Source organism: Pseudomonas sp. P1_F7 (genome assembly GCF_056405655.1).
The window spans coordinates 164004-187964 of record NZ_JBFUBR010000012.1 but is presented as its reverse complement, the minus strand read 5'-3'; the positions used below and the strand labels follow the sequence as shown (position 1 = coordinate 187964).

The following is a 23961-nucleotide window of genomic DNA, read 5'->3' as shown; positions in this document are numbered from 1 at the left end:
GAGCGGATTATTGAGCCGGGTTGTCCATAGGGCAATTTAAAGTGTACTACCCAGTTAGTTTTGTGTTCGATTATCGAACACAATGGCCGATAGCGAATTGACGATTTTTTGTTCACTGCGCAACATCGTCCTCACATTAAGTCCGGACACGCAGCACCGGCCGCGATGTCCAAAACACCAAATAACAAATTCAAAAAACGGGTGGTACACATGATTCCTTCCCAAAGCTCACGCATGGCTCCGGCCATGAACGTCACTGCCGGTGGCATCGGCGACAAAATCCGCGGCGCCATGGCGGTCGGCAAAACCCGTTGGGGCATGCTGGCGCTAGTGTTTTTCGCCACTACCCTGAACTACATCGACCGCGCCGCCCTGGGCGTGATGCAGCCCATCCTCGCCAAGGAAATGAGCTGGACGGCGATGGATTACGCCAACATCAACTTCTGGTTCCAGGTCGGTTACGCCATCGGTTTCGTGTTGCAAGGCCGCTTGATCGACCGGGTCGGCGTCAAACGCGTGTTCTTCTGCGCGGTGCTGCTCTGGAGCCTGGCGACCGGCGCCCACGGCCTGGCCACTTCGGCGGTCGGCTTCATGGTTTGCCGATTCATCCTCGGCCTGACCGAAGCGGCGAACTATCCGGCCTGCGTGAAAACCACGCGCCTGTGGTTCCCGGCTGGCGAGCGTGCCGTGGCCACCGGCATTTTCAACGCCGGCACCAACGTCGGTGCGATGTTCACCCCGATGCTGCTGCCACTGATCCTGCACGTCTGGGGCTGGCAGGCCGCGTTCCTGTGCATGTCGGCACTGGGCGGGATCTGGCTGCTGTTCTGGGGCCTGAAGTACTTCAACCCGGAAGACCACCCGAGCGTCAAACAGTCGGAGCTGGACTACATCCAGAACGAAGTCGAACCGGAACAAACCCGCGTGCCGTTCTCGAAAATCCTTCGCATGCGTGGCACCTGGGCCTTCGCCCTCGCCTACTCGATGACGGCGCCGGTGTTCTGGTTCTACCTGTACTGGCTGCCGCCGTTCCTCAACCAGCAATACAACCTGGGCATCAACGTCACCCAGATGGGTATCCCGCTGATCATCATTTACCTCACTGCCGACTTCGGTAGCGTTGGCGGCGGCATCCTCTCCTCGTTCCTGATCGGTCGCGGAGTCAACCCGATCAAGGCGCGACTGATGTCCATGTTCCTGTTCGCCTGCTGCATCATCGGCGTGATCATGGCGGCCGGCTCCAGCAACCTGTGGGTCGCCGTATTCGCCATCTCCCTGGCCGTCGGCGCWCACCAGGCCTGGACCGCGAATATCTGGAGCCTGGTGATGGACTACACGCCCAAGCACATGATGAGTACGGTGTTCGGCTTCGGCGGCATGTGTGCGGCGATTGGCGGGATGTTCATGACTCAACTGGTCGGCCACATCCTGACCATCACCAACAACAACTACACCGTGCTGTTCACCATCATTCCGGCGATGTACTTCATTGCACTGACCTGGATGTACTTCATGGCACCGCGCAAGATTCCGAAAATAGAAGACTGATGTTCCCTCGGCGCAGGCCCGATCTCGGGCCTGCGCTTTTTATTGTCTGCGTTTTGCCGCAGCTTAGCGGCGGCTTTGTTGCCAGGCCGCTGCCAACCCGCTGCAGCAGATCACGGCAATGCCGAGCACGGTGGTCAGGGTCGGCGTATGGGAAAACAGCAGCCAGCCCAGCAGGCCGGCGAAGATGATCTGGCAATAGCTGAACGGTGCCAGCAGTGCCGGTGCCGCGAGGCGGAAAGCCTGGGTCAGGAACAGGTGTGCCGTCATCCCGCAGGCGCCCAGCGCCAGCATCATCGCGCCATGTACCAGGTTCGGCGTCTGCCAGAAGAACGGTACCAGCGCACTCATCACCAGCGTGTTGCACAAGCCTGCGAAAAAGTTGCTGGTGGTTGGGCTGTCGATCTCGCTGAGCTTGCGCGTCAGCAGTTGATAGAAGCAGAAAAACAGCGCCGAGCAGAACGGCAGCAACACCGCCGGGGTAAACAAATCGCCCCCAGGGTGAACGATGATCAGTACTCCGATAAAACCGCAAATCACCGCCAGCCATTGCCCCCGCGTCACTCGCTCCTTCAGCAGCGGTACCGACAGCGCGGTGACCAGTACCGGAGCAAGGAAGTTGACCGACGTGGCCTCGGCCAGCGGGATGTACATCAGCCCCGTGGTGAAAAACAGACTGGTGCCCAGCAAGCACAGCGCCCGGATCAGCTGAAGCAATGGCCGTTTGGTACGCAGGACCCGCAGCCCGGATTGCGGCAGGAAAATCCCGGCCATCAACAAGGTGTGAACCACGTAGCGCGCCCAGACCACCATGACAATGGGATAGAAACCGGAGAGGTATTTGGAAAAGGCATCGTGGCTGGAAAACAGGAAGGTTGCGACAACGATCAGCAGGATCCCTTTGAAGGGCTGATTGACGCCGGAAAGCGGGGTGCTGACGGTCATGGGGTTTCCTTACTTGAAATCAAAAGCATCACGGGCAAACCACGCGTCCATCCAGTCAGCATAGAACCTGTGGGAGCGTGGCTTGCCCGCGATAGGTGCGCAGCACCGATTAGAGCTGCGCCAACAATTCCCGGGTTTTATCCAGCGCCATCTGCGCCCGGTCCAATCCACTCACGCCCTGCTCCAGCAACTGCACGGTGGGAATCTCCAGACTCAACGGAATGTCAGCCGGCAAGCTCCCCAACAACCCCCGCAGATCACAATCGCCATCGCCGGGAAAACGCCGTTCGTTACGCGCCTGACGCAAGATCTCCGCCATATCGGCCGGCCGTGGTCCTGCGACGTCACACAACTGTGCATACCGTAACCGTGAGGGAGCAACTTTGACCAGATCTTCCAGCCGCGATCCCGAACGATCGAAGTGGAAGGCGTCCACCAGCACGGCGCCGTTTTCACGCCCGGCGTTTTCCACGATACGCGTGGCTTGTTGAAGATTGCGCGCATCGGTCCAAGGCATGAACTCCAGGTGCGGGTGCAGTCCATAGGCTGCCGCCAGATCACAGAGCTCGGCAAAATGCTGCGTCAGCCGCTGTTCGTCAGGATCGTTTCCGGCCACCAGCAACTCACTGGCGCCGAACTCGGCACCCACCGCGAGGATTCTTTCGAAATCGGCGACGACGGTTTCCGGCTTGAGCCGCAGGATTTCGACGTCCAGCACCCGAATACCAGTATCGCGCAGACGCGCCAGGGTCTGGCGCCGCAATTCGTGGTCGGCCACCAGGGCAAAATGGTGCTCCTCAGGGGTCGCCGGTACCAGACGCAAGCCGACATGGCTGTAACCGGCCCGCGCGGCGACCTCGACCATGTCGGGCGGTGACAACTCCAGCACGGTCAGGCTGGCCAGGGAGAAGATACGTTCGCTCATGCTCAACCCTCGATCAACGATGGCGCACAGGCACGCCCGGTTTCGGCGGCTTCGCGGATGGCTTCGATCAGCGCCAACGTACGCGCGGCATCGGCGGCACTCACCAGTGGCTCGACCTCCCGGCGCGCAACGCGCACGAAGTGCTGCAACTGCAAACGCAGGGCTTCATCGGCACTGAAGCTTTCCTGGGTTGCCAGCAACGGTTGATGCCAGCCGCCGTCTACTTCGCTGTAGTGCCAGCGTTTAAGCTGCGGAATGCTCAGCGCCCCACCCGTTCCGGCCAGCAAGTAGCACGGCTGATCAGGATGACGCGGATACACCGGGTTCTCCCCCGAATCCAGCTCCCAGCTCCAGGGCGCCGCCACCGCATCGGAGCCGGTCAGGCTGCCCAGTGCGCCGTTGTCGAATTGCAGCAACACCGCCGCGCAATCCTCATTGGCAAACCCGCGAATGGCGTTGCTGGTGATGGCCTGAACCTGACGCACTTCACCGCATAAGTGCCGCAGCAGATCGAGGTCGTGGATCAGGTTGGTCAACAACATCCCCGCGCCGGCCTCGCGGCGCCAGGGTGTTTCAAAATAGCTGTCGGGCTTGCGCAACTGCCAGAGCGCCGTGACCGTGGTCAACCGACCCAATGCGCCGCTGTGGACAAGTTCGTGGGCGCGGACGATCAGCGGATTGTGGCGACGGTGATGTCCGACCAGTACCGGAACGCCACTCGCCTTCGAGGCAGCCACCAGTTCCCTGGCTTCATCCAGGTGCACGCCCACCGGTTTTTCCAGCAGTACCGGCACGCCGGCCGCGAGGCAGTCGAGGGCCGTGCCGACGTGCTGCGTGTTCGGGTTGGCGACGATGACAGCGTCTGGCTTCGCCTGCTCCAGCATCTGACGATGATCGGCGAAACAGGCTACGCCCCATTGCGCCGCAAGACTGACCGCCTGCGGTCCGGGATCGGCCACGGCGCACAACGTCGCTTCAGTCAGGGATTGCAGGTGCTGGTAGTGCTGCTGGCCCATGTTGCCAGCACCGATCAGGGCGATGCGAAGTGGCGAATTCAAGATGCGGTCCTCTTGTGAGTGTTATTGGAACGATGAATTCCAATAATTTAGAACCTGATTCCAGATTCTTACACGGACCTATCCTGAAAGTGTTCGAACAGCGCACAGCTTCTCAAGCTGAACACAGAGCACTGTAGGAGCGAGCTTGCTCGCGATGGCGGTGTGTCATGCGATATGGATGTCGACTGACACTCCCTCTTCGCGAGCAAGCTCGCTCCTACAAAGGTTTTTTGCGAGGGTTTTAAGCAAACAACTCCGACGCCAAACTCGCCGCCGACAACTCCTCGGTGTACGCCAGCAACAACGGTGCCAGTTCATGCAGCCGCGCCCCCGGCATCCGGGCACTCGGCCCGGCGATGCTAAGCACGCCGATCACCCGTCCATCGGCGGGATGGCGCACCACTGCCGCAATCGCCGAAGTGCCGACCGCCGAACTTTCCTCGACCCAGGCGTAGCCCTGCTCCCGCGCCAGACGCAGGCGTTCGAGCAATTCGATGTTCGAGCGCGGCGCATTCGGTCCCACATGTTCCGGCACCTGCGCGCCCTGCCGTTCCACCAGCGACAAGGCTTCGGCATCGCTCATGCACGCCAGCCACGCATGCCCCGACGCGGTGTAAAACAACGGCGCATCGCGGCCCATGTCCGGGTCGTAACGCAGACCGGAGCGGGCGCCCTGGGATTTGGCGATCCAGGTCTGACGCTCGCCGTCGATCACCCCGAGGCGCACCAGCTCGCCGGCTTCCTGAGCCAGTCGGTCAAGCACTGGCTGCACAATATCGGCACCGCAGCTCGACAGGTAACGAAAGCCCATCGCCACCAGTTTGGTCGAGAGGTGATAACGCAAATTATCCGGATTCTGCCGCACATAGCCCAAGCGAATCAGCTCGGCCAGCAGGCGATGGGTCGCGCTCTTGGGGATGTCCAGTTGCTCCGCCAGGGTCTGCATCGGCAGGCCACGGGGATCGCTGGTGAGGCTTTCGAGCACACTGAAAACACGTTCGATCTGACTACCGGCCATGGTCGCTTCCACACAAAATTTGCCCGATTCTAGAAGACAACCGCACGAATGCGAAATCTGGAACTGAGCGTTCGATAACCGCCCGCTTTACGCCCTCCAGACTTGTTTGGCTTTATCTGATTCTTATATTTTCTGGAACCAGATTCTAAAACAATAAAACACCGGAGTTCAAACAATGCCTGCCGAAGCGCACTTTCTTCCCGACATCGACTGCGATGTGCTGATCGTTGGCTCCGGTGCGGCGGGACTGTCGGCGGCCGTGACCGCCGCGTGGCACGGGCTGAAAGTCATAGTGGTGGAAAAGGACCCGGTGTTCGGCGGTGCCACCGCCTGGTCCGGTGGCTGGGCCTGGGTGCCCTGTAACCCGTTGGCCCGGCGCGCGGGCATTGTCGAAGACGTTGAACTGCCGCGCACTTACCTGAAGCACGAACTGGGCGAGCGCTTTGATCCGACGATGATCGACGCTTTCCTGGAGGCCGGTCCGCGGATGGTGTCGTTCTTCGAACAGTTCACCTCGCTGCAATTTTCCGACGGCAACGCCATTGCCGACATTCATGGCGACACGCCCGGGGCAGGCACCGGTGGACGCTCGGTGATCGCCGCCCCTTACGACGCACGAAAAGTCGGCACGTTGCTCAAGCGTCTGCGCAAAACCATGCGGGAAACATCCTTCATGGGCATGCCGATCATGGCGGGGGCGGATCTCACCGCATTCCTCAACCTGACCCGTTCACTGTCGGCGGCCTGGCATGTCACGCGGCGCTTCAGCCGTCACCTGCTCGACCTCGCCGTCCATGGCCGGGCGATGCAACTGGTCAACGGCGTGGCACTGGTGGCGCGCCTGGCAAAATCCGCGGACGACCTCGGCGTGTTGCTCTGGGAGTCTGCACCCGTGATCCGCTTGCTGCGCGAAAACAATCAGGTACAAGGTGCCGTGGTCAGCACTGCCAAAGGCTCGGTGCGCATCCATGCACGCAAGGCCGTGGTGCTCGCGGCCGGTGGTTTCGCCAATGACATCGAACGTCGCAAGGCACTGTTCCCCCGCACACCGACCGGGCATGAGCATCTGGCCTTGCCGCCCCTCGGCGTTTGCGGCGATGGTCTGCGCCTGGGCGAAAGTGCCGGTGCCCGGGTGAATACCGACATGGCGTCTACCGTCGCCTGGGCGCCGGTTTCGCAAGTGCCGCACGGCGACGGCAGCACGGGACACTTCCCGCACATCATCGAGCGTGGCAAACCCGGCATCATCGGTGTGCTGAGCAACGGCCAGCGCTTCGTCAATGAAGCCAACGGCTACTACGACTACGTCACGGCCATGGTCGCCGCCGCCCCGCCGGGTGAAGAAGTGGCGTCGTGGCTGATCTGCACCCATGGCTTTCAGCGTCGATATGGCCTGGGTATCTCTCGGCCATTTCCGGTGCCGCTGTCATCCTTCATCCGCAGCGGCTATCTGAAAACCGGCAACACCCTTGAGGAATTGGCTGCAGCCTGCGGCATCGACCCGAACGGCTTGCGCAGCACCGTGTCGGACTACAACCGCCACGCGCGCAACGGCGAGGACCCGCAGTTCGGTCGTGGTTCCACGCCCTACAACCGCAAGCAGGGAGACGCACTGCAACGACCCAACCCATGCGTCGCGCCGATCGAACAAGGCCCCTTCTATGCCGTGAAAGTCCAGCCGGGCTGCTTCGGCACCTTTGCCGGGCTCAAGGTCAACCAACATGCCCAGGTCCTGGATGGCGCGGCGCAACCCATCGCCGGCCTGTACGCGGCGGGCGGCGACATGGCCAGCATCATGGGCGGTCACTACCCCGCTGGCGGCATCAATCTCGGCCCGGCGCTGACCTTCGGCTACATCGCCGCGCGCCACATTGCAGGCGTCACTGCTTATGAAAAGGAGATCGACCATGCAGCACATCGTTAACGCACAGGGTTTGAACATGCCGAAACTCGGCCTCGGCACCTGGCCAATGCTTGGCGAGGAATGCACCCGTGCCGTGGAGCAGGCTCTGGCCCTGGGTTACCGGCACGTCGACACGGCAGCGGCCTACAACAACGAAGACGCTGTCGGTCAGGCGCTGGCGAACAGTCCGACACCCCGCGAGCAGATCCACGTCACGACCAAAGTCTGGTGGGACCAACTGCAACCCGACGCCATGCGTCACTCCATGGACCGTAGCCTCAATGCCCTGCGCAGCGAATACGTCGACCTGTTCATGCTCCATTGGCCAACCACCGATTGGGATTTGCCGCGCACCATAGAAGCCCTGGTGTCGTTCAGGGAGCAAGGCCTGGCGCGCAACATTGGCGTGGCGAATTTTCCACTGCCCTTGTTGCGCAAAGTCGTCGAAGAACTGGGGGCGCCGCTGTCAGCGATCCAGGTCGAGTACCACGTGCTGCTCGGACAAAACGCCCTGCTCAACTACGCCCGTCAACACGATCTGGCGGTGACAGCCTACACGCCACTGGCGCGCAACAAGGTGTCGCAGATTCCGGCCATCCGGCAGATCGCCGCGAAACACGGCGTACTGCCGACCCAGATCGCGCTCAAATGGCTGCTCGATCAACCCAACGTGGCCGCGATTCCCAAGGCCAGCAGCGAGTCCAATCAACTGGCCAATCTCGCGGCGCTGGATGTGCGACTGGATGATGAAGACCGTGCCCTGATCGCCAGCCTGTCCAAACGCGAGCGTCAGGTCAGCCCTGACTTTGCACCGGTGTGGGATGCATTCGACGAATAATCCGCAAGACCGGCGATCGCCCTCTCGATAAAAACCCATCGCAGGACGGAATTCGACGGGATATCCGTGTTCAATACAAACCTGAAATGTTCTCGGCAGCCTTTCGCGGGTGGCCGGGAATCAGCCTGTGCACCAGAAAAAGACGGACGACCGGACTGGCGCCGCTCCCACTTGGCAGCAACACTCATCGCACGGAGCTTTACCCGGAACAGAAGAGGATTCCCACATGCTATGGAAAAAAGGCCGACGCAGCGACAACGTGGTCGACGCCCGTGGCGATGATGTTGACGGCGGTGGCGGCGGCATGCGTTTTGGCGGTGGCAAAGGCCTGAGCCTGACGGCGATCCTCCTGATTGTCGGCATCGGCTGGATCACCGGCCAGGATCCGTTGCAAATCCTCGGACAACTGACCGGGCAAATGGACCAGCAATCGGCACCCGCCACCAACCAGAGTCGCCAGGCACCGCCGGTCAATGATGAAAGCGCGGAGTTCGTGCGTTCGATCCTCGGCGATACCGAGGACACCTGGGGCGCGATATTCCAGCAAGCCGGCCGCCAATATAAGGACCCGACCCTGGTGTTGTTCAGCAACCGCGTGAATTCGGCCTGCGGTCTGGCCTCCTCGGCGACCGGCCCCTTCTATTGCCCGGCCGACCAGAAGGTCTACCTGGACATGGCGTTCTTCCAGGAGATGTCCCAACGCTTTTCCGCCGCGGGCGACTTCGCCCAGGCCTACGTGATCGCTCACGAAGTCGGACACCATGTGCAGACCTTGCTCGGGGTTTCCGCGAAAATTCAGGCAGCGCGCCAGCAGGGTCGGCAGATGGAGGGCGACGGTGGTTTGCTGGTTCGCCAGGAGCTTCAGGCCGATTGCCTGGCCGGCGTCTGGGCCAACAATGCGCAGAAGCGCCTGAACTGGCTGGAACCGGGCGACATCGAAGAAGCACTGAACGCAGCGAACGCCATCGGCGACGATCGTTTGCAGCAGCAGGGTCAGGGCCGTGTAGTCCCGGACTCGTTCACCCATGGTACGTCGGCGCAACGGGTGCGCTGGTTCAAAACCGGTTTCGCCCAAGGCCAGGTTGGCCAGTGCGATACCTTTGCGGCGAAAAATCTGTAGATGAAAAAGTGGTTGTTGGTTGTTCTGTTTACTTGCGCAACGTCCCAGGCCGCCGAGCATGGTGTCAAGGAACTCAGCTCTGGGCGCCTGCTGTTGAAATCAGGTGAAATCGCGGTGGGCATCAGCCCCGCCCCGGCAAAAATCGAACGGGTGCTGATCATCCTCCACGGTCGCCTGCGCAACGCGCAAACCTATCTGCAAAGCGGTGAGCACGCGGCCGAACTGGCCGGGCAAAGCGCAACGACCCTGGTGATCGCCCCGCAATTCCTCAATGAAACCGACGTTGCGGTCCATCCGGTGGCCGACACCGTTTTGCGCTGGCAAGGCAATGAATGGATGGCTGGCGGTGAATCCACGGCACCGTTTCGGCTGAGTTCCTACGCGGCGCTCGACGAAATCATCGCCCGGTTGGGTGACCGTCAGCAGTTTCCGGATGTGAAGCAAATCGTCATCGCCGGGCACTCCGGCGGCGCGCAGGTGGTTCAGCGCTATGCATTGCTCGGTCACGCGCAATCCGAGCTCGATGCGGCCGGCGTGGAGGTGCGCTACGTGATCGCCAATCCGTCCTCCTATGCTTATTTCGATGAGCGTCGACCCGTGGCGTTCAGTCACGCCGGTTGCCCGGATTTCAATCGCTGGAAGTACGGGCTGACGGATTTACCGGCCTACGCCGAAGGGCAGACCGCCGCGCAGTTGCAGGAAAGTTACCTCAAGCGTGAAGTCGTTTATCTGCTGGGGCAGCAGGACACCGACCCGAATCATCCGGCGCTGGACAAGAGCTGTGAGGCCAGGGCGCAAGGGCCGTCTCGATTGGCCCGCGGGCGTTTTTACTTTGATTATCTGAAGCGGCTGCAACCGCAAGGGTTGAATCAGCAACTGATTGAAGTACCCGGGGTTGGGCATAACGGTGACGGGATGTTTACATCACCGGAGGGGCAGAAGGCTTTGTTCGGGCAATAAGGTTCGGGGTGTCTGAACTGACGCCATCGCGAGCAAGCTCGCTCCCACAGTGGTTCTCTGGTGTTCCTCAATATTGAGTCCGCACAGATCTATTGTGGGAGCGAGCTTGCTCGCGATGGCGATTTAGCAGACGACAAACTCTTCAAGCCGACAACATCTGCCGCAACTCGACACAATCCGCCGCATGCCAATCAGTCAATTCCGGCCATGGATTATCCGGCAAATTCACCAACACAGTCCGTGCACCCGCCGCTCGCCCGCAATCGAGATCGAAGCGGTAGTCGCCCACCATCACCATCTCGCTCGCCGGCACCTTCCACGCTTCGGCCAGTTTCAGCAGCCCGCCTGGATGCGGTTTGGGTGGTGCATCATCGCGGCCCAATACATCCTCCAGCACAAAGCAGTCGGCCAGGCCAATGGCCTCCAGCGTGACATGTGCCAGCTCCCGGGCATTGCGCGTGAGAATGCCCAGGCGATAACCGCGCCCGGCCAGCTCGCGCACCAGCTCCACTGCGCCCGGTGCCGGTTGCGAACCGAGGGCCAGATCCCGCTCATGCTCCAGCAGCCACGCATGTTTGGCCGCCGCTTCATCGGCTGGCAGTGCGGCGAGGTGAGTCAGGATGTCGTGTTCGGCAGGGATCGCCAACGCCACGCGAATCGCCGCGAAGTCGTGCACGGCCACCGTCAGGGTGCCGTCCATGTCGAACACCCAGTGACGTACGTCGGCCAGGCTCATGCCCAATCCTTGCGGTGACGGATCAAGCCTTCCTGGGTGACCGAAGCCACCAGTTGCCCGGCACGGTTGTATACGCTGCCACGGGAGAACCCGCGCGAGTTGCCGGCCCACGGGCTGTCCATCGCGTAAAGCAGCCAGTCATCGGCACGCAGATCCTGGTGGAACCACAGCGCGTGATCGAGGCTGGCCACTTGCATGTCCTTGTTCCACACCGTTTTGCCGTGGGGCTGCATCGACGTGACCAGCAGACCGAAGTCCGATGCATAGGCCAGCAGGTATTTATGCAGCGCCGGCGAATCGGCCAAAGCCCCGTCGGCGCGGAACCAGACGTACTTGACCGGGTCGGAGGGCAGCGGGTTGTAGGGATCTTTCTCGGTCACCGGGCGGAACTCGATCGGCTTCGGGCACAACAACTTTTCGCGCATTTTTTCGGGGATCAGATGCGCGCGTTGCTGGGTGATTTCCAGCTCCGAGGGCAGATTTTCCGGGCCGACCACGACCGGCATTTCGCTCTGGTGCTGGAAGCCTTCTTCGTCGTACTGGAAGGACGCACTGCACGTGAAGATCGGGTGACCCTTCTGGATCGCCGTCACCCGGCGCGTACTGAAACTGCCACCGTCACGCACCCGGTCAACCTGATACACCACCGGTAACCCGGCATCGCCCGGACGCAGGAAATAGCCATGCATCGAATGCACATGGCGCGCCTCTTCAACCGTCTGACTGGCCGCCGACAGCGACTGACCGAGCACCTGACCACCGAACAGCTGACGAAAACCCAGGTCCTGGCTGCGGCCACGGAACAGGTTTTCTTCGATCGGTTCCAGGGTCAGCAGGTCGACCAGATCATCCAACACTTGGCTCATTCAGATGCTCCTCACGCAAAACATTGCCGCGCAGCCTTGGCTGCAACGGTCGATTCAGTTTCTGGACCGGGCCCATGAGGGCCATTGTAAACGTCCGTGTCAGGTTATCCATGCAAGGTTTGCAGCCATTGCTCGCGGCTGATGCGATAAAGCACATGCCGACGCAACGGATGACCGGCTTCGAGTCGCGGGTGATCGAAGTCATCCGCCGGATCATGGTGCATGCCGATGGCCTGCATGACTTTCTCTGACGGCAGGTTGGTTTGCGTCGTGAAGGCCACGACCTCTTTCAGCGGCAAGCGGTCGAACCCGCAGCGCAGAGCGGTCCACGCCGCTTCACTGGCGTAACCGAGGCCCCAGTGCTCGCGGGCCAGGCGCCAGCCGATTTCCGTGGCGGGGGTGAAAGGCGCGTCGAATCCGACCACGTTGAGCCCGGTAAACCCGATGAACTGGCCAGAGTCCTTTCGCTGCAAGGCCCAGAGACCATAACCATGCTCGGCGAAATGACCACGGATTCGCCCGATCAATGATGCGCTTTCCAGCCGGCTCAAGCTTTCCGGGAAATAGCGCATCACCTGCGGATCGGCACACATCGCCGCAAACTCCGGCAAATCTTCGTCGCGCCACTGGCGTAACAGAAGTCGCGCGCTTTCGAGTTCCAGTATTGGCTCCATTGCTCACCGCCCCTCCGTTTGCATGCTGCAAGTCTACAACGCTGGTAGGATCCTTCTCTCATTCCTGAATGAAATCATCATGCCGCTCCCGCTGATTTATCACGAAGACTACAGTCCCGAGTTTCCGGCGGACCACCGCTTCCCCATGGACAAGTTCCGCCTTTTGCGCGACCACCTGGTGGACAGTGGCCTGACCCGCGACGCCGACTTGCTGCGCCCGGAGCTGTGTCCCGCAGAGATTCTCGCCCTCGCCCATGACCCTTCGTATATCGAGCGCTACATGAGTGGCGAATTATCCCGCGAAGACCAGCGCCGCCTCGGCCTGCCCTGGAACGAAGCCCTGGCCCGGCGTACGGTGCGGGCGGTCGGCGGTTCATTGCTGGCGGCCGAGCAGGCGCTGGAGCATGGCCTGGCCTGTCACCTGGCGGGCGGCACCCACCACGCGCACTACGACTACCCGGCCGGGTTCTGCATCTTCAATGACCTGGCGGTGATCAGCCATTACCTGCTGGAAAGTGGTCGGGTGAACCGGGTGCTGATCTTCGATTGCGACGTGCATCAGGGCGACGGGACTGCTCGAATACTGCACAACACTCCGGAGGCGGTGACCGTTTCCCTGCACTGCGAAAAGAACTTTCCCGCACGCAAGGCCGAAAGTGATTGGGACATTCCACTGCCCAATGGCATGGGCGATGCCGATTACCTGAAGGTGGTGGACGATGCACTCAACTACCTGCTGCCGCTCTACCAACCGGACCTGGTGCTGTATGACGCCGGGGTCGATGTGCATAAGGACGACGCCCTGGGTTATCTGAAGCTGACAGACGATGGCGTCGCCGCCCGCGATGAAAGCGTGATGCGCCATTGCCTGGGCCGTGACATTCCGCTGGTCGGGGTGATTGGCGGCGGCTACAGCAAGGACCGCCAGGCCCTGGCCCGCCGTCACGGCATCCTCCATCACAGCGCGCAGCGCGTCTGGCAGTCATCAGGTTGTCACTGAGCTGTGGATGCTTTACCCACAATGCCTGTGGAACTGCCTGTGGATAACCTGAGTGAAAGGGCCTACAGCCCACACTGCGTATAGGCTACAGAGCGCTGGCTGTTTTTTGACCAGCATTAGCAAACACCACCGCCCCCTGTAGGAGCGAGCTTGCTCGCGATGGCGTCGGCACATCCAACATCCATGTATCTGACACGCCGCAATCGCGAGCAAGCTCGCTCCCACAAGGATTCGGGCTGCTAGAATGCCCGGCTTATCCCGCCAGACCGCAGCGCATTCCATGACCCAATCCTCGCCAGCCCTCTCCCCTCACGTCGCCATCATCGGCGGCGGCCCCGCCGGTCTGATGTCGGCCGAAGTGTTGAGCCAGGCCGGGATCAAGGTCGACCTGTACGACGGCATGCCTTCGGTCGGACGAAAATTCCTCCTGGCCGGCGTCGGCGGCATGAACATCACTCACTCCGAAGCCTACCCGGCGTTTCTCTCGCGCTACGCCGAACGCGCCCCGCAGATCGCCCCGCTGCTGCGCGGCTTCGGTGCCGAAGCGCTGTGCCAGTGGATTCATGACCTGGGCATCGAAACCTTCGTCGGCAGCTCCGGCCGGGTATTCCCCACCGACATGAAGGCCGCGCCGCTGCTACGCGCCTGGCTCAAGCGCCTGCGCGACAGTGGCGTAGTTATCCACACCCGCCACCGCTGGCTCGGCTGGGACGAGCGCGGCGGTTTGCGCATCGACAGCCCGGAAGGTGAAAAAACCGTGCAGGCCGATGCCACCCTGCTCGCCCTCGGTGGCGGCAGTTGGTCGCGGCTGGGCTCGGACGGCGCGTGGATGCTGCCACTGGAGCAACACGGCGTAGGACTGGCGCCGTTGCAACCGAGCAATTGCGGCTTTGAGGTGCAGGCCTGGAGCGAATTGATGGTCAGCAAATTCGCCGGCGCGCCGCTGAAAAACATCGCCATCGGCCTTAACGATGACGTTCCGCGGCTCGGCGAATGTGTGATTACCGCCACCGGAATCGAAGGCAGTTTGATCTACGCCCTGTCGGCACCGATCCGCGAGGCGATCATCCAGCACGGCTCGGCAACCATTCATCTGGACCTGTTGCCCGGCCGGCCTGTGGATAAAGTTCAAGCGGCGTTGAGCAAGCCACGGGGATCGCGATCCATGGCCAAGCATTTGCACAGTCAGTTGGGCATCGATGGGGTCAAAGCGGCGCTATTGCGTGAACTGACCAGCGCCGACTGCTTTGCCGACATGGCCTTGCTGGCCAGCGCGATCAAGGCATTGCCACTGACACTGGTGAAAACCCGTCCACTGGACGAGGCCATCAGCAGCGCGGGCGGTGTGGTGTTCGAGGCGATGGATGAGCGATTGATGCTCAAGCAACTGCCTGGCGTGTTTTGCGCCGGGGAAATGCTCGATTGGGAAGCGCCGACCGGCGGCTATCTGCTGACCGCGTGTTTCGCCAGCGGGCGAGCGGCGGGGTTGGGGATGGTGGAATGGTTTAGGAGCAGCGGCAAGTTATAAGCGGCAAGCTAACGGCTCTAACTTGCCGCTTGTAGCTTGCCGCTTGCCGCTGCTTCTTTAAGGCTTACGCTTACGCGGCCCGGTATTGAACACCGGCACCTTGCGCACAGGCTTGATCGAAGGCTCTGCCGGCGCAACCTCTCCGCTATCAACCCACCGACCCAGATTGCGTTTACCACCGCCACCACCGGAAGCCTTGGGCTTCTTCGGTTTCTTCGGTTTCTTGACGACCTGGCCACTGGCATCGGTGTCCGGCACGCGGTGCTCAGGCTCAAAATCCGGCTCGTTCTGCCGCTTCAAGGTCTGACGGGTCAGCATCTCGATGGCCGACAGCAGATTCACTTCATCAGCACACACCAGGGAAATTGCCTCACCAGTCGAACCCGCGCGGCCGGTGCGACCGATGCGGTGGATGTAATCTTCGGCCACGATCGGCAGGTCGAAGTTGACCACCAACGGCAAGTCTTCGATGTCCAGGCCACGGGCGGCTACGTCAGTGGCGACCAGGATCTGCACTTCACTCGCCTTGAAACGATCCAGTGCGCGCTGACGAGTCGCCTGGGGTTTGTCGCCGTGGATGCCATCGGCGTTGATGCCCAGGCCCTGGAGTTTATCCACCAGCGCATCCACGCCGTTGCGAGTCTTGGCAAACACCAGCACCTGCTTCCACTTGCCCTTGCGCATCAGGTGCACGAACAGTTCCGGCTTGCGCTTCTTGTCCACCGTCACGATCCATTGCTTGACGGTATTGGCCGCGACGTTGCGCGGGCTGACTTCGATGGTCAGCGGGTCATTGAGCATCTGCCCGGCCAGCAGGCGGATGTCATCGGAGAAGGTCGCGGAGAACAACAGCGTCTGACGTTTCTTAGGGAGCGCGCGGTAAATGTTCGCCAGCTCCTCGGAAAAGCCCAGGTCGAGCATGCGGTCGGCTTCGTCCAGCACCAGGGTCTGCAGCTGGTTGAACTTCAGCGCGTTCTGGCGGAACAGGTCGAGCAAACGGCCCGGGGTCGCCACCAACAGATCGACACCGCTGCGCAGCTTCATCATTTGCGGGTTGATGCTGACGCCACCGTATACCGCGTAGGTGCGCAACGGCAGGTTCTCGGCGTACTGGCGCACGGCTTCGTGAACCTGCTCGGCCAGCTCGCGGGTCGGCACCAGGATCAGCGCGCGGACCGAGTTGGCGGTGACTTTCGGCCCTTCCATGGCCAGCAGTTGCAACAGCGGCAGGGCGAAACCGGCGGTCTTGCCGGTGCCGGTCTGGGCGGCGGCCATCAGGTCGCGACCGGCCAGCACCGCCGGAATGGCTTGCGCCTGAACCGGCGTCGGAGTCTGGTAGCCGAGCGTCTCGAGGGAGCGCAGCAAGGGTTCGATCAGGCCAAGGGTGGCGAAAGTCATGGGAGTACCGTAGGAAAATTCAGCGCGGGTTGTTCAAAACAAGTGTGCAAAACAAGATGCAATGGCGCGCAGTTTACCCTAATTCACACGGGATTCTGTCGGCACCGCCGTCGCCACCACTGGCCGCTCTGGCGTGCGACGCCACTGCGGCAGGCCAATCAGCACCACGGCGCTGATGATCACCGCCATCGCCAGGGCTTCTTCGATACCGATGGTTTCGCCGACGAACACGATCCCCAGCAACACCGCCACCGCCGGGTTGACGTAGGCATAGCTTGTGGCAGCGGCCGGACGCACGTGCTTCAACAGGTACATGTAGGCGTTGAAAGCGATGATCGAACCGAACACGGTCAGATACGCCAATGCGGCCCAACCTTCGAGCGGCGGCACCTTTTCCAGGTGTTCACCACTGACTGCGCTGGCAATCAGCAACACCACACCGCCCACCAGCATTTCCACAGCACTGGCCATCGCGCCCTGAGGCAACGGCAGGTGTTTGCTCCAAACAGAGCCAAACGCCCAGGTCGCCGCTGCAAAAATCAGCAACGCCGCGCCCAGCGGGCTCGATTGCAGGTTGGAACCCAGGTTGAGCATGCCGATGCCGATCAGCCCGAGCACAATCCCGGCCCATTCGAGACGGGTATTACGCGCGCCCCAGAAATATCCGCACAGCAAGGTGAACAGCGGTACCGTCGCCACTGCCAAAGCCGCCACCCCGGAGGCCACGCCCGTGTGCTCGGCCACGCTCACCGCGCCGTTGCCGCACGCCAGCAGCAAAATGCCGATGATCCCGGCGGCTTTCCATTGCGCCCAGGTCGGCGCCGGCGCCCCGCGCCAGCGCAGAAAGGCGTACATCAAGGTCCCGGCGATGACGAAGCGGATACCGGCGAGCAACAACGGCGGCCAGTACTCCACGCCGATGCGGATCACCAGGTAGGTCGAGCCCCAAATCACATACAAGGCGAAGAAGGCAGCGATCAAGGGTAAGGGAAAGCGACGAAGGCCGGACATGGGGGCAGCTCACAGGCAAGGACAAGTGAACGGCTATTCTAGAAAGGCCAGCTTCGGAAAATAAGTTACAAAACCTGTTTAAAGCGCCAGTACACTTTTCAAATCACGGAGTTCAGCGCTATAAACCGTGTTTTCGAAAGTCGGCCATTTTCAGGAGTCACCCCGATGGATAAGTACGACCGCATGCTGCTCAGCGCCCTGCTGGAAAACGGTCGCGCGTCCTACGCGGACCTGGCGCGCAAGGTCAACCTGTCCGCCCCGGCCGTGGCCGAGCGCGTGGCCAAGCTCGAAGCCAGCGGTGTGATCACCGGCTATCAGGCGAAGGTCGACATGGCCAAGCTCGGCCTGCCGATCCAGTGCGTGATCGAACTGCGCCTGAACCAGCACGGCAACCAGAAAGCCTACGACGACCTGATCAAAATCCCGCAACTGACTGAATGCCATCGGGTGACCGGCGACCCGTGCGTGATCATGCAAGCAGCGGTGGGCTCGATGCCGGAGCTGGAAGAGCTGATCAACCGGATTGCCACGTTCGGGTTCAGCAAGACGTCGATTGTGTTGTCGAGTGCAATAGAGAAACGGGTGCCGTTGGGGCACATTGAAGGGAATGGCAAATAATTCCGAAACACAGAAGCACCCACTGTGGGAGCGAGCTTGCTCGCGATAGCGATTTACAATTCAACAGGTGAATCGACTGACACTCCGCCATCGCGAGCAAGCTCGCTCCCACAGGGGATTTGCGGTGTTTTCGAGATCAGCGATAGCGCTTGAGGTGTTCGCCCACTTTCGCCGCCGGCACCTTTTGCAACTTGCACAGCAAGTCATGGGACAGCTCGCGCAAGCCATGCTTGTGCCGCAACTCCTCGGCCAGGTGCGCCGTCAGGTTCGCCGCCATCTCGGCATCGGCCATGGCCCGGTGGGCCTTGCCGGTGTGGGGCAGGTTGGCGAACGTGGTCAGGGTGCCGAGTTTGTGGTTCGGCGCAGCGGGCATCAGGCGGCGGGCCAGCAGCAGCGAGCAGGCAAAGTTCTGCAAGCGGGTGCGTTTGATTCGCCCGAGTTCGAAGTCCCAGAACTTCTGGTCGAACGCCGCGTTGTGCGCCAGCAATGGCGTGGTACCGACGAACTCATTCACTTCGTTCATCACTTGCTCGGCCGAGGGTGCGGTGCGCAGCATGGCGTTGCTGATGCCGGTGAGTTGCTCAATGAAGCCCGGGACGCGCACGCCGGCGTTCATCAGGCTTTGGTAACGCTCGACGATGCGCCCCTGTTCAAGGATCACCACGGCGATTTCCGTGGCCCGGCAACTGCTGCTCGGGGAGATCCCGGTGGTTTCAAAGTCGATGACTGCTATGCGTTCCAAACCTGGTTCAACTCCGTAAAAATCAATTCTTGAGCAACAACGCGCCTTCGATCGGCACGTAGCGGCTGGCGGCGCGGATCAGCGAGTTGGCGGTCAGGCCCGGCACGCCGTAGGCCACCGCTTGCACCCCGTGTTTGCTGATGATGCGTTCCAGCAGCATGTCGAAATCGCCATCACCGGAGGCCAGGACGATTTCGTCGACATGGTCGGCGGCATCCATGATGTCGAGGGTAATGCCCACGTCCCAGTCGCCCTTGGCCGAACCATCGCTGCGCTGGATGTACGGCTTGAGCTTCACGGTGAAACCGAGGTTGCGCAGGATCTGCTGGAACTGCTGCTGTTTGCTGTCGCCACGGTCGATGGCGTAGGCGTAGGCTTCGACGATCTCGCCCTGTTTGCTGATGTCAGCCCACAGTGCGGCGTAGTTGAAGTGGCAACCATAAGCCTGACGCACGGTGTAGTAGAGGTTCTGGACATCGGCGAACACTGCGATTTTTTTCACCGGCTTTCCTCAAGGCTGAATCAGGCACCAGGCCCGAAAAGTCGCCCAGTATGCCAGCCTCAAGGATTGTTCCGCGAATAATCGGCCCGGMGCGCAGGCGCGCTCCGGACGAATGGCGTGTCAGACGAAGGAGTCGTCGTCGCCGCCGAAGAGCGAGTCATCGCTGTAATCAGCGTCGCTGAACCCGCCCTGATCGTTGCTGTAGGAGTCGTTGCCAGCCATGCGCTGGTCATCGCCCCAGCCATTGTTGCCCTGGTCATTGACCTGGGCCGGCTCTTCCTTGATGACTTCAACGACTTCCGGTTGCTGATTGTGATGGAACAGACTGCTGATGCCTTGGGCCAGCATCACGCCACCTGCCACGCCGGCGGCGGTTTTCAGCGCACCACCGAGGAAACTGCTGCCGCCCGCTGCCGGAGCCTGCTGTGGCGGCGGTGCATAGCCCTGCTGTGGAAAGTTTTGCGGCGGCGCGCCGAAGTTCTGCTGTGGCGGTTGCGAACCGAACGACGAGCGTCCCGGCTCACGCCAGCCACCGCTCGATGGCGGTACGCTCTGGGTTGGCGCGGGCTGCGGCTCACGAGAGCTGCCACCAAAGATGCTCGACAAAAAGCCACCACTACTCTGCGCAGGAGCCGGGGTCGCCTGGGCCTTGGCCTGTTGCAGTTCGGCCTGCAATTGCTGGACTTGCTGGGTCAGTTGCTGGTTCTGCTCGTCGAGGCTCTTGATTGCTGCCTCTTGCACCAGAATCGCCTGGGTCATGAAATAACCTGCCGCGGGCTGGCGCGTCAGGTGTTCCTTGATCCGCGCCTCGGCCTGGGCCTCGCGCGGGGCTGAGTCCGTTTCGGCCTGTTGCAGCCGGGAAAACAGTCCATCGATCAGGGTTTGTTCTTCGCTGTTCATGGCGACCTCTTAGATTGCCGGGGGAAATCGTTGCCCTTTTCCACTGAGAATAAGGTGCTCGACCTTAATGGAGGCTGAAACAAGTTGTTTCAATGACCTTTACCGAACGTTTACGTTTGCGTCCCCGAGCACTTCATCGGTTAAAGTGAGCCACTGCATCCAACCTGCGATACCAACTGATGAATCCGTTAGATGTCCTGCGTGACTCCCTGTATTTCTTCAAGCGCAATCTGGGCCAGATCGTGCAGCTGTGCCTGCCGCTGGTGATGCTTGAGGCTCTGCTGCAACAAGTGGTCGACCACTCCACGGAGCCAGACAGTTTCCCCGGCATCAGCGTGATCGTCGGCTTGCTGGTGTACCCGCTGTACACCGCCGCGCTGATTCTGTTTCTCGACGCCCGCAGCCGGGGCGAGTCGCCGCGCAACCGCGACCTGCTGGCGATGGCGGCAAGCCTGTGGCCACGCTTCGCCCTGCTGACGGCGCTCAATACCGTGCTGATTCTGCTTGGCCTGTCGCTGTATTTCCTGCCGGGTATCTACCTGATGGTGACCCTGGCGTTTGGCGAATACCTGCTGGTGTTGCGCGGCCTGGCGCCGCTGGCGGCCATGAAGGAAAGCCTGCGCATGACCCAAGGGCATTTCTTGCGCATCCTGCTGTGCATTCTGTGTGTGATGGGGCCGTTGTGGCTGCTCAAAGGCGTGACGCTGGCGGCGTACCCGGAACCTCAGAACCCGGTGGTTTCAGTGCTGATCGACAGCGCCCACAGTTTCCTGCAGCTGTTTACCAGCGTGGTGCTGTTCCGTCTGTTCATGCTGATCAACCCGTTGCCTGAGAGAAATGACAGCTCGCTCTGACCTTGGGCGCGACCATCGCTCTCGGGTATGCTCGGGAACAATCCTGTAACGCTAATAAGCCGAGCCATGACCCGTCTACTGCGCTACACCCTGCTGGGCCTGCTGATCGTGATCGGCCTGATCGCCGCGATGATCTACAGCCTGACCTGGCGCCCCGATGCCAAAGAAGTGTTGCCCGTCAGTTGCAGTGCCCAGGCCCCGACCCTGGTCCCCGGGCAGGCGCTGAAGGTGATGACCTGGAACGTCCAGTCCCTGGCCGGCAAGCGTTACGTGTTCTGGAGTGACCTGGCCGCCGGTACCGACGAACGCCCCACAGCGGAAGACATGGCCTTCAGCCTCGATGAAGTGGCGCGGGTAATTCGCGACGAACAACCGGACATCGTGCTGCTACAGGAGCTGGACGACGGCGCCAAGGCCAGCGATTACCAGCACCAGTTCAAACTGCTGCAAGAACGGCTCGCCGATTTGTATCCGTGTGGCACCAGCGCCTTCGACTGGAAAGCCGACTTCGTGCCGAACCCGCACATCTTCGGCAGTGTCGGCCGGCAACTGGCAACTCTGAGCCGTTACCAGATCGAACATACCGAACGCCTGCAACTGCCAATCGCCTCGGGCAATCCGCTCAGCCGCCAGTTCAACCCCAGGGACGCCTTGCTGGTGAGCTATTTGCCGTTGAGTGATGGCGGGCAGATAGCGGTGCTCAATACCCATCTGGACCGCGCCACCCAAGCCGACAACGACTTGCAAAACCAGGTGAACGCCGTGGCCAGGGCCCTCGATAAATTCGAAAGCCGTGGCACGCCGTGGCTGATCGGTGGGGATTTCAACCTGTTGCCGCTAGGCCAGTATCGACGCCTGCCCGATGCGCAACGCGCACCCTACTCCGCCGACAGCCCGTTGCACGTGCTGTGGGACAAGTACCCGATGATCCCGACCAACAACGAAGCCAGTGGTATCGACCGCGAACGCTGGCTGACCCACTACCCGAACGACCCTGGGCTGAACGGCCCGGACCGGACCGTCGACTACCTGTTCTACAGTCCGCGGATCAAACGGGTCGAGGCTATGGTGAGGCAAGACGATACATTGCGTATCTCCGATCACCTGCCGGTGATTGCGCGGTTCCTTCTACCCGCAACGCCCTAACCCTCCAGATGCAAAACCTGTGGGATGGTGCCTGGCCGCAATCAGCCTTAATGCACCTCCTCCAGATCATCATGCAGCAGCCCGAAGATCTCGCGCTTCATCTCGATGAACGAGCGCTCCATGACCATGTCCAGGTTGCGTGGACGCTCGATCGGCACATCGAGGATCTGCTTGATCCGCCCGGGTCTGGCGCCCATCACATACACCCGGTCGCCGAGCAGAATCGCTTCATCGATGTCGTGGGTCACGAACAACACGGTCTTCTTGCTGTTGCCCCACACCCGCAACAACAGCTGCTGCATTTGCAGGCGCGTCTGGCTGTCGAGGGCGCCGAAGGGTTCGTCCATCAGCAGGATCTGCGGGTCATTGGCCAGCGCGCGGGCAATGGCGACACGCTGCATCATCCCGCCGGACAACTGCTTGGCGTAGTTGTCGGCAAAGCCGCTCAGGCCCACTTCGTTGACGTAGTAATCGACGATGTCCTTGCGTTGCGCCGCTGGCATGCCGCGCCGCTTGAGGCCGAACTCGACGTTCTGCCGCACGGTCAGCCACGGGAACAGCGTGTAGCTCTGGAACACCATGCCGCGATCCGCACCGGGGCCTTCCACCTGTTGGCCGCCGACGTAAATCTCGCCCGAGGTCGGTTCGGCCAGGCCGGCGGTGAGGTACAGCAGGCTCGACTTGCCGCAACCCGAAGGTCCGACCAGTACCGCAAATTGCTGGTCCGGCACCTCGAACGACACTTCCTCCAACGCGGTAAAGGTACCGCCATCAGGTTTCTTGTAACGCAGGCTGACCTTGTCCACTTGCAGCCGAGGCGCGTTCACCGGGGCAGCCTGAGGGGCGGTAAAACGATGAGTGGCGGCGGTTACTGAGCCCATGCGGTGATCCTCAGACGTAGGAAACGAAACAGTTGATCGGTGACCAGGCCCAGCAGGCCGATGATCGCGATGGCGAGGAAAATCACATCCACCTGAAAGCCGCGCATGGCCTTGAGGCTCAGGTAACCCAGGCCACTGGAAGCGGCGACCAGTTCAGCCACCACCAGGTATGTCCAGGCCCAGCCCATGGTCACGCGCAGGGTGTCGAGCACACCTGGCAGGGAAGCCGGGGCGATCACGTGCAGCACCGCATCACGACGGTTCGAACCGAGGGTGTAGGAGGCGTTGATCAGGTCCTTGGAGATGCCTTTGGACACGTCCGCGATCATCACCAGTTGCTGGAAGAACACGCCGAAAATGATCACCGACACCCGTTGCTCCAGACCGATGCCGATCCACAGGATGAACAGCGGCACGAAAGAGGTCACTGGCAGGTAGCGAATGAAATTCACCAGCGGCTCAAGGAAGGCCTGGACGATGCGGAAGCTGCCCATCAGCAAACCCAGCGGCACTGCCACCAGGGACGACACAATGAACCCGACCATCACCACTTCGACGCTGGCCCACACATGCTGGCCGAGGGTGCCGTCGCGACCCAGGCGTACGGCGGCCTCGACCACCGCGCCCGGCGTCGGCAGGAACATGCCCGGCACCACGCCGCCGTAAGACAAGCCGGCCCACAGGCCGACCAACAGCACCCAGGCCAGGCCGCTCGCGCTCCAGATCACTGAGACCGGCAATCCGGTCTTGGGCGTGATGCAGCGGCTCAGCCATGAATTGCGCTTGAACATGC

The 23961-nt window shown here is 61.4% G+C and carries 24 protein-coding genes; 10 read left to right on the top strand and 14 right to left on the bottom strand.

Annotated features, from left to right (window positions below; all coding sequences use genetic code 11):
• The first annotated feature begins 210 nt into the window (after positions 1–210).
• A complete protein-coding gene (locus AC1D1M_RS18870; RefSeq protein WP_477776798.1) occupies positions 211–1548 on the top strand; it encodes an MFS transporter in 1338 nt (445 codons plus the stop codon).
• Positions 1549–1611: 63 nt separating this feature from the next.
• Here the strand turns inward: AC1D1M_RS18870 and AC1D1M_RS18865 are convergent, their stop codons facing one another.
• The 4 genes from AC1D1M_RS18865 to AC1D1M_RS18850 form a co-directional block, all read right to left on the bottom strand.
• Positions 1612–2490 carry a DMT family transporter gene (locus AC1D1M_RS18865; protein ID WP_477776797.1) on the bottom strand — a complete coding sequence of 293 codons (879 nt, stop codon included), beginning with the start codon at positions 2488–2490 and terminating at the stop codon, positions 1612–1614.
• 109 nt (positions 2491–2599) lie between these two features.
• Positions 2600–3415 (bottom strand): sugar phosphate isomerase/epimerase family protein, encoded by an 816-nt coding sequence (locus tag AC1D1M_RS18860; RefSeq protein WP_056728770.1) that lies wholly within the window; start codon positions 3413–3415, stop codon positions 2600–2602.
• A 2-nt stretch (positions 3416–3417) separates the two neighbouring features.
• Positions 3418–4473 (bottom strand): Gfo/Idh/MocA family protein, encoded by a 1056-nt coding sequence (locus AC1D1M_RS18855; protein WP_477776796.1) that lies wholly within the window; start codon positions 4471–4473, stop codon positions 3418–3420.
• 241 nt (positions 4474–4714) lie between these two features.
• Positions 4715–5491 carry an IclR family transcriptional regulator gene (locus tag AC1D1M_RS18850; protein ID WP_477776795.1) on the bottom strand — a complete coding sequence of 259 codons (777 nt, stop codon included), beginning with the start codon at positions 5489–5491 and terminating at the stop codon, positions 4715–4717.
• A gap of 175 nt (positions 5492–5666) precedes the next feature.
• Between AC1D1M_RS18850 and AC1D1M_RS18845 the strand changes: the two genes are divergently transcribed.
• The 4 genes from AC1D1M_RS18845 (at position 5667) to AC1D1M_RS18830 (ending at position 10312) form a co-directional block, all read left to right on the top strand.
• Positions 5667–7415 carry an FAD-dependent oxidoreductase gene (locus tag AC1D1M_RS18845; RefSeq protein ID WP_477776794.1) on the top strand — a complete coding sequence of 583 codons (1749 nt, stop codon included), beginning with the start codon at positions 5667–5669 and terminating at the stop codon, positions 7413–7415.
• On the top strand, positions 7399–8232 hold the full coding sequence (locus tag AC1D1M_RS18840) for an aldo/keto reductase (protein ID WP_477776793.1): 834 nt from the start codon (positions 7399–7401) through the stop codon (positions 8230–8232). The genes AC1D1M_RS18845 and AC1D1M_RS18840 overlap by 17 nt, the downstream gene beginning before the upstream one ends.
• A 226-nt stretch (positions 8233–8458) precedes the next feature.
• A complete protein-coding gene (gene ypfJ, locus AC1D1M_RS18835; protein WP_477776792.1) occupies positions 8459–9352 on the top strand; it encodes a KPN_02809 family neutral zinc metallopeptidase in 894 nt (297 codons plus the stop codon).
• The gene (locus AC1D1M_RS18830) at positions 9353–10312 is read left to right on the top strand and encodes an alpha/beta fold hydrolase (RefSeq protein WP_477776791.1); all 960 of its coding nucleotides are present in this window, start codon (positions 9353–9355) and stop codon (positions 10310–10312) included.
• 142 nt (positions 10313–10454) lie between these two features.
• Here the strand turns inward: AC1D1M_RS18830 and AC1D1M_RS18825 are convergent, their stop codons facing one another.
• From AC1D1M_RS18825 to AC1D1M_RS18815, 3 genes are all read right to left on the bottom strand, one after another.
• Positions 10455–11048, bottom strand: coding sequence for an HAD family hydrolase (locus AC1D1M_RS18825; protein ID WP_477776790.1), 594 nt, complete (start codon positions 11046–11048; stop codon positions 10455–10457).
• The gene (gene tesB, locus AC1D1M_RS18820) at positions 11045–11914 is read right to left on the bottom strand and encodes an acyl-CoA thioesterase II (protein WP_477776789.1); all 870 of its coding nucleotides are present in this window, start codon (positions 11912–11914) and stop codon (positions 11045–11047) included. The genes AC1D1M_RS18825 and tesB overlap by 4 nt, the downstream gene beginning before the upstream one ends.
• A 104-nt stretch (positions 11915–12018) precedes the next feature.
• The gene (locus AC1D1M_RS18815; RefSeq protein WP_477776788.1) at positions 12019–12588 is read right to left on the bottom strand and encodes a GNAT family N-acetyltransferase; all 570 of its coding nucleotides are present in this window, start codon (positions 12586–12588) and stop codon (positions 12019–12021) included.
• A gap of 79 nt (positions 12589–12667) precedes the next feature.
• On the opposite strand from AC1D1M_RS18815, the gene AC1D1M_RS18810 reads away from it, so the two are divergent.
• A complete protein-coding gene (locus AC1D1M_RS18810) occupies positions 12668–13588 on the top strand; it encodes a histone deacetylase family protein (RefSeq protein WP_477776787.1) in 921 nt (306 codons plus the stop codon).
• Between the two features lie 280 nt (positions 13589–13868).
• The gene (locus tag AC1D1M_RS18805; RefSeq protein WP_477776877.1) at positions 13869–15116 is read left to right on the top strand and encodes a TIGR03862 family flavoprotein; all 1248 of its coding nucleotides are present in this window, start codon (positions 13869–13871) and stop codon (positions 15114–15116) included.
• Between the two features lie 57 nt (positions 15117–15173).
• Here AC1D1M_RS18805 and AC1D1M_RS18800 read toward each other — a convergent pair whose 3' ends face one another.
• Together AC1D1M_RS18800 and yedA are read right to left on the bottom strand one after the other, a co-directional pair.
• Positions 15174–16514, bottom strand: a complete 1341-nt coding sequence (locus AC1D1M_RS18800) for an RNA helicase RhlE1 (RefSeq protein ID WP_150726987.1) — start codon at positions 16512–16514, stop codon at positions 15174–15176.
• A 78-nt stretch (positions 16515–16592) separates the two neighbouring features.
• A complete protein-coding gene (gene yedA, locus AC1D1M_RS18795; RefSeq protein ID WP_477776786.1) occupies positions 16593–17525 on the bottom strand; it encodes a drug/metabolite exporter YedA in 933 nt (310 codons plus the stop codon).
• 165 nt (positions 17526–17690) lie between these two features.
• Between yedA and AC1D1M_RS18790 the strand changes: the two genes are divergently transcribed.
• Positions 17691–18143 (top strand): Lrp/AsnC family transcriptional regulator, encoded by a 453-nt coding sequence (locus AC1D1M_RS18790; protein WP_007990688.1) that lies wholly within the window; start codon positions 17691–17693, stop codon positions 18141–18143.
• Positions 18144–18279: 136 nt separating this feature from the next.
• Here AC1D1M_RS18790 and AC1D1M_RS18785 read toward each other — a convergent pair whose 3' ends face one another.
• The 3 genes from AC1D1M_RS18785 to AC1D1M_RS18775 all read right to left on the bottom strand — a co-directional run bounded on the left by AC1D1M_RS18785 (position 18280) and on the right by AC1D1M_RS18775 (position 20287).
• Positions 18280–18885: a 3'-5' exonuclease gene (locus AC1D1M_RS18785; RefSeq protein ID WP_477776785.1), complete on the bottom strand. Its 606-nt coding sequence runs from the start codon at positions 18883–18885 to the stop codon at positions 18280–18282.
• A 22-nt stretch (positions 18886–18907) separates the two neighbouring features.
• Positions 18908–19387: a LabA-like NYN domain-containing protein gene (locus tag AC1D1M_RS18780; RefSeq protein ID WP_007990686.1), complete on the bottom strand. Its 480-nt coding sequence runs from the start codon at positions 19385–19387 to the stop codon at positions 18908–18910.
• 120 nt (positions 19388–19507) lie between these two features.
• The gene (locus tag AC1D1M_RS18775; protein ID WP_477776784.1) at positions 19508–20287 is read right to left on the bottom strand and encodes a DUF2076 domain-containing protein; all 780 of its coding nucleotides are present in this window, start codon (positions 20285–20287) and stop codon (positions 19508–19510) included.
• A gap of 179 nt (positions 20288–20466) precedes the next feature.
• On the opposite strand from AC1D1M_RS18775, the gene AC1D1M_RS18770 reads away from it, so the two are divergent.
• On the top strand, positions 20467–21141 hold the full coding sequence (locus AC1D1M_RS18770) for a YciC family protein (protein WP_116264107.1): 675 nt from the start codon (positions 20467–20469) through the stop codon (positions 21139–21141).
• A 66-nt stretch (positions 21142–21207) separates the two neighbouring features.
• The gene (locus tag AC1D1M_RS18765; protein ID WP_477776783.1) at positions 21208–22287 is read left to right on the top strand and encodes an endonuclease/exonuclease/phosphatase family protein; all 1080 of its coding nucleotides are present in this window, start codon (positions 21208–21210) and stop codon (positions 22285–22287) included.
• A gap of 47 nt (positions 22288–22334) precedes the next feature.
• Here AC1D1M_RS18765 and AC1D1M_RS18760 read toward each other — a convergent pair whose 3' ends face one another.
• Both AC1D1M_RS18760 and AC1D1M_RS18755 read right to left on the bottom strand, forming a co-directional pair.
• Complete coding sequence (locus AC1D1M_RS18760; protein WP_477776782.1) at positions 22335–23168, bottom strand: ABC transporter ATP-binding protein; 834 nt, start codon at positions 23166–23168, stop codon at positions 22335–22337.
• Entirely contained in the window at positions 23156–23959 is an 804-nt protein-coding gene (locus tag AC1D1M_RS18755) for an ABC transporter permease (protein WP_007990681.1), read from the bottom strand. Before AC1D1M_RS18755 ends, AC1D1M_RS18760 begins: the two co-directional genes overlap by 13 nt.
• Between the last annotated feature and the right edge of the window lie 2 nt (positions 23960–23961).

Bases quoted from the DNA above. Each gene is read 5' to 3' on its own strand.
- AC1D1M_RS18865 (WP_477776797.1), bottom strand. From the start codon at position 2,490: ATGACCGTCAGCACCCCGCTTTCCGGCGTCAATCAGCCCTTCAAAGGG.
- AC1D1M_RS18860 (WP_056728770.1), bottom strand. From the start codon at position 3,415: ATGAGCGAACGTATCTTCTCCCTGGCCAGCCTGACCGTGCTGGAGTTG.
- AC1D1M_RS18850 (WP_477776795.1), bottom strand. From the start codon at position 5,491: ATGGCCGGTAGTCAGATCGAACGTGTTTTCAGTGTGCTCGAAAGCCTC.
- AC1D1M_RS18845 (WP_477776794.1), top strand. From the start codon at position 5,667: ATGCCTGCCGAAGCGCACTTTCTTCCCGACATCGACTGCGATGTGCTG.
- AC1D1M_RS18840 (WP_477776793.1), top strand. From the start codon at position 7,399: ATGCAGCACATCGTTAACGCACAGGGTTTGAACATGCCGAAACTCGGC.
- ypfJ (WP_477776792.1), top strand. From the start codon at position 8,459: ATGCTATGGAAAAAAGGCCGACGCAGCGACAACGTGGTCGACGCCCGT.
- AC1D1M_RS18830 (WP_477776791.1), top strand. From the start codon at position 9,353: ATGAAAAAGTGGTTGTTGGTTGTTCTGTTTACTTGCGCAACGTCCCAG.
- AC1D1M_RS18825 (WP_477776790.1), bottom strand. From the start codon at position 11,048: ATGAGCCTGGCCGACGTACGTCACTGGGTGTTCGACATGGACGGCACC.
- tesB (WP_477776789.1), bottom strand. From the start codon at position 11,914: ATGAGCCAAGTGTTGGATGATCTGGTCGACCTGCTGACCCTGGAACCG.
- AC1D1M_RS18815 (WP_477776788.1), bottom strand. From the start codon at position 12,588: ATGGAGCCAATACTGGAACTCGAAAGCGCGCGACTTCTGTTACGCCAG.
- AC1D1M_RS18810 (WP_477776787.1), top strand. From the start codon at position 12,668: ATGCCGCTCCCGCTGATTTATCACGAAGACTACAGTCCCGAGTTTCCG.
- AC1D1M_RS18805 (WP_477776877.1), top strand. From the start codon at position 13,869: ATGACCCAATCCTCGCCAGCCCTCTCCCCTCACGTCGCCATCATCGGC.
- AC1D1M_RS18800 (WP_150726987.1), bottom strand. From the start codon at position 16,514: ATGACTTTCGCCACCCTTGGCCTGATCGAACCCTTGCTGCGCTCCCTC.
- yedA (WP_477776786.1), bottom strand. From the start codon at position 17,525: ATGTCCGGCCTTCGTCGCTTTCCCTTACCCTTGATCGCTGCCTTCTTC.
- AC1D1M_RS18790 (WP_007990688.1), top strand. From the start codon at position 17,691: ATGGATAAGTACGACCGCATGCTGCTCAGCGCCCTGCTGGAAAACGGT.
- AC1D1M_RS18775 (WP_477776784.1), bottom strand. From the start codon at position 20,287: ATGAACAGCGAAGAACAAACCCTGATCGATGGACTGTTTTCCCGGCTG.
- AC1D1M_RS18770 (WP_116264107.1), top strand. From the start codon at position 20,467: ATGAATCCGTTAGATGTCCTGCGTGACTCCCTGTATTTCTTCAAGCGC.
- AC1D1M_RS18765 (WP_477776783.1), top strand. From the start codon at position 21,208: ATGACCCGTCTACTGCGCTACACCCTGCTGGGCCTGCTGATCGTGATC.
- AC1D1M_RS18760 (WP_477776782.1), bottom strand. From the start codon at position 23,168: ATGGGCTCAGTAACCGCCGCCACTCATCGTTTTACCGCCCCTCAGGCT.
- AC1D1M_RS18755 (WP_007990681.1), bottom strand. From the start codon at position 23,959: ATGTTCAAGCGCAATTCATGGCTGAGCCGCTGCATCACGCCCAAGACC.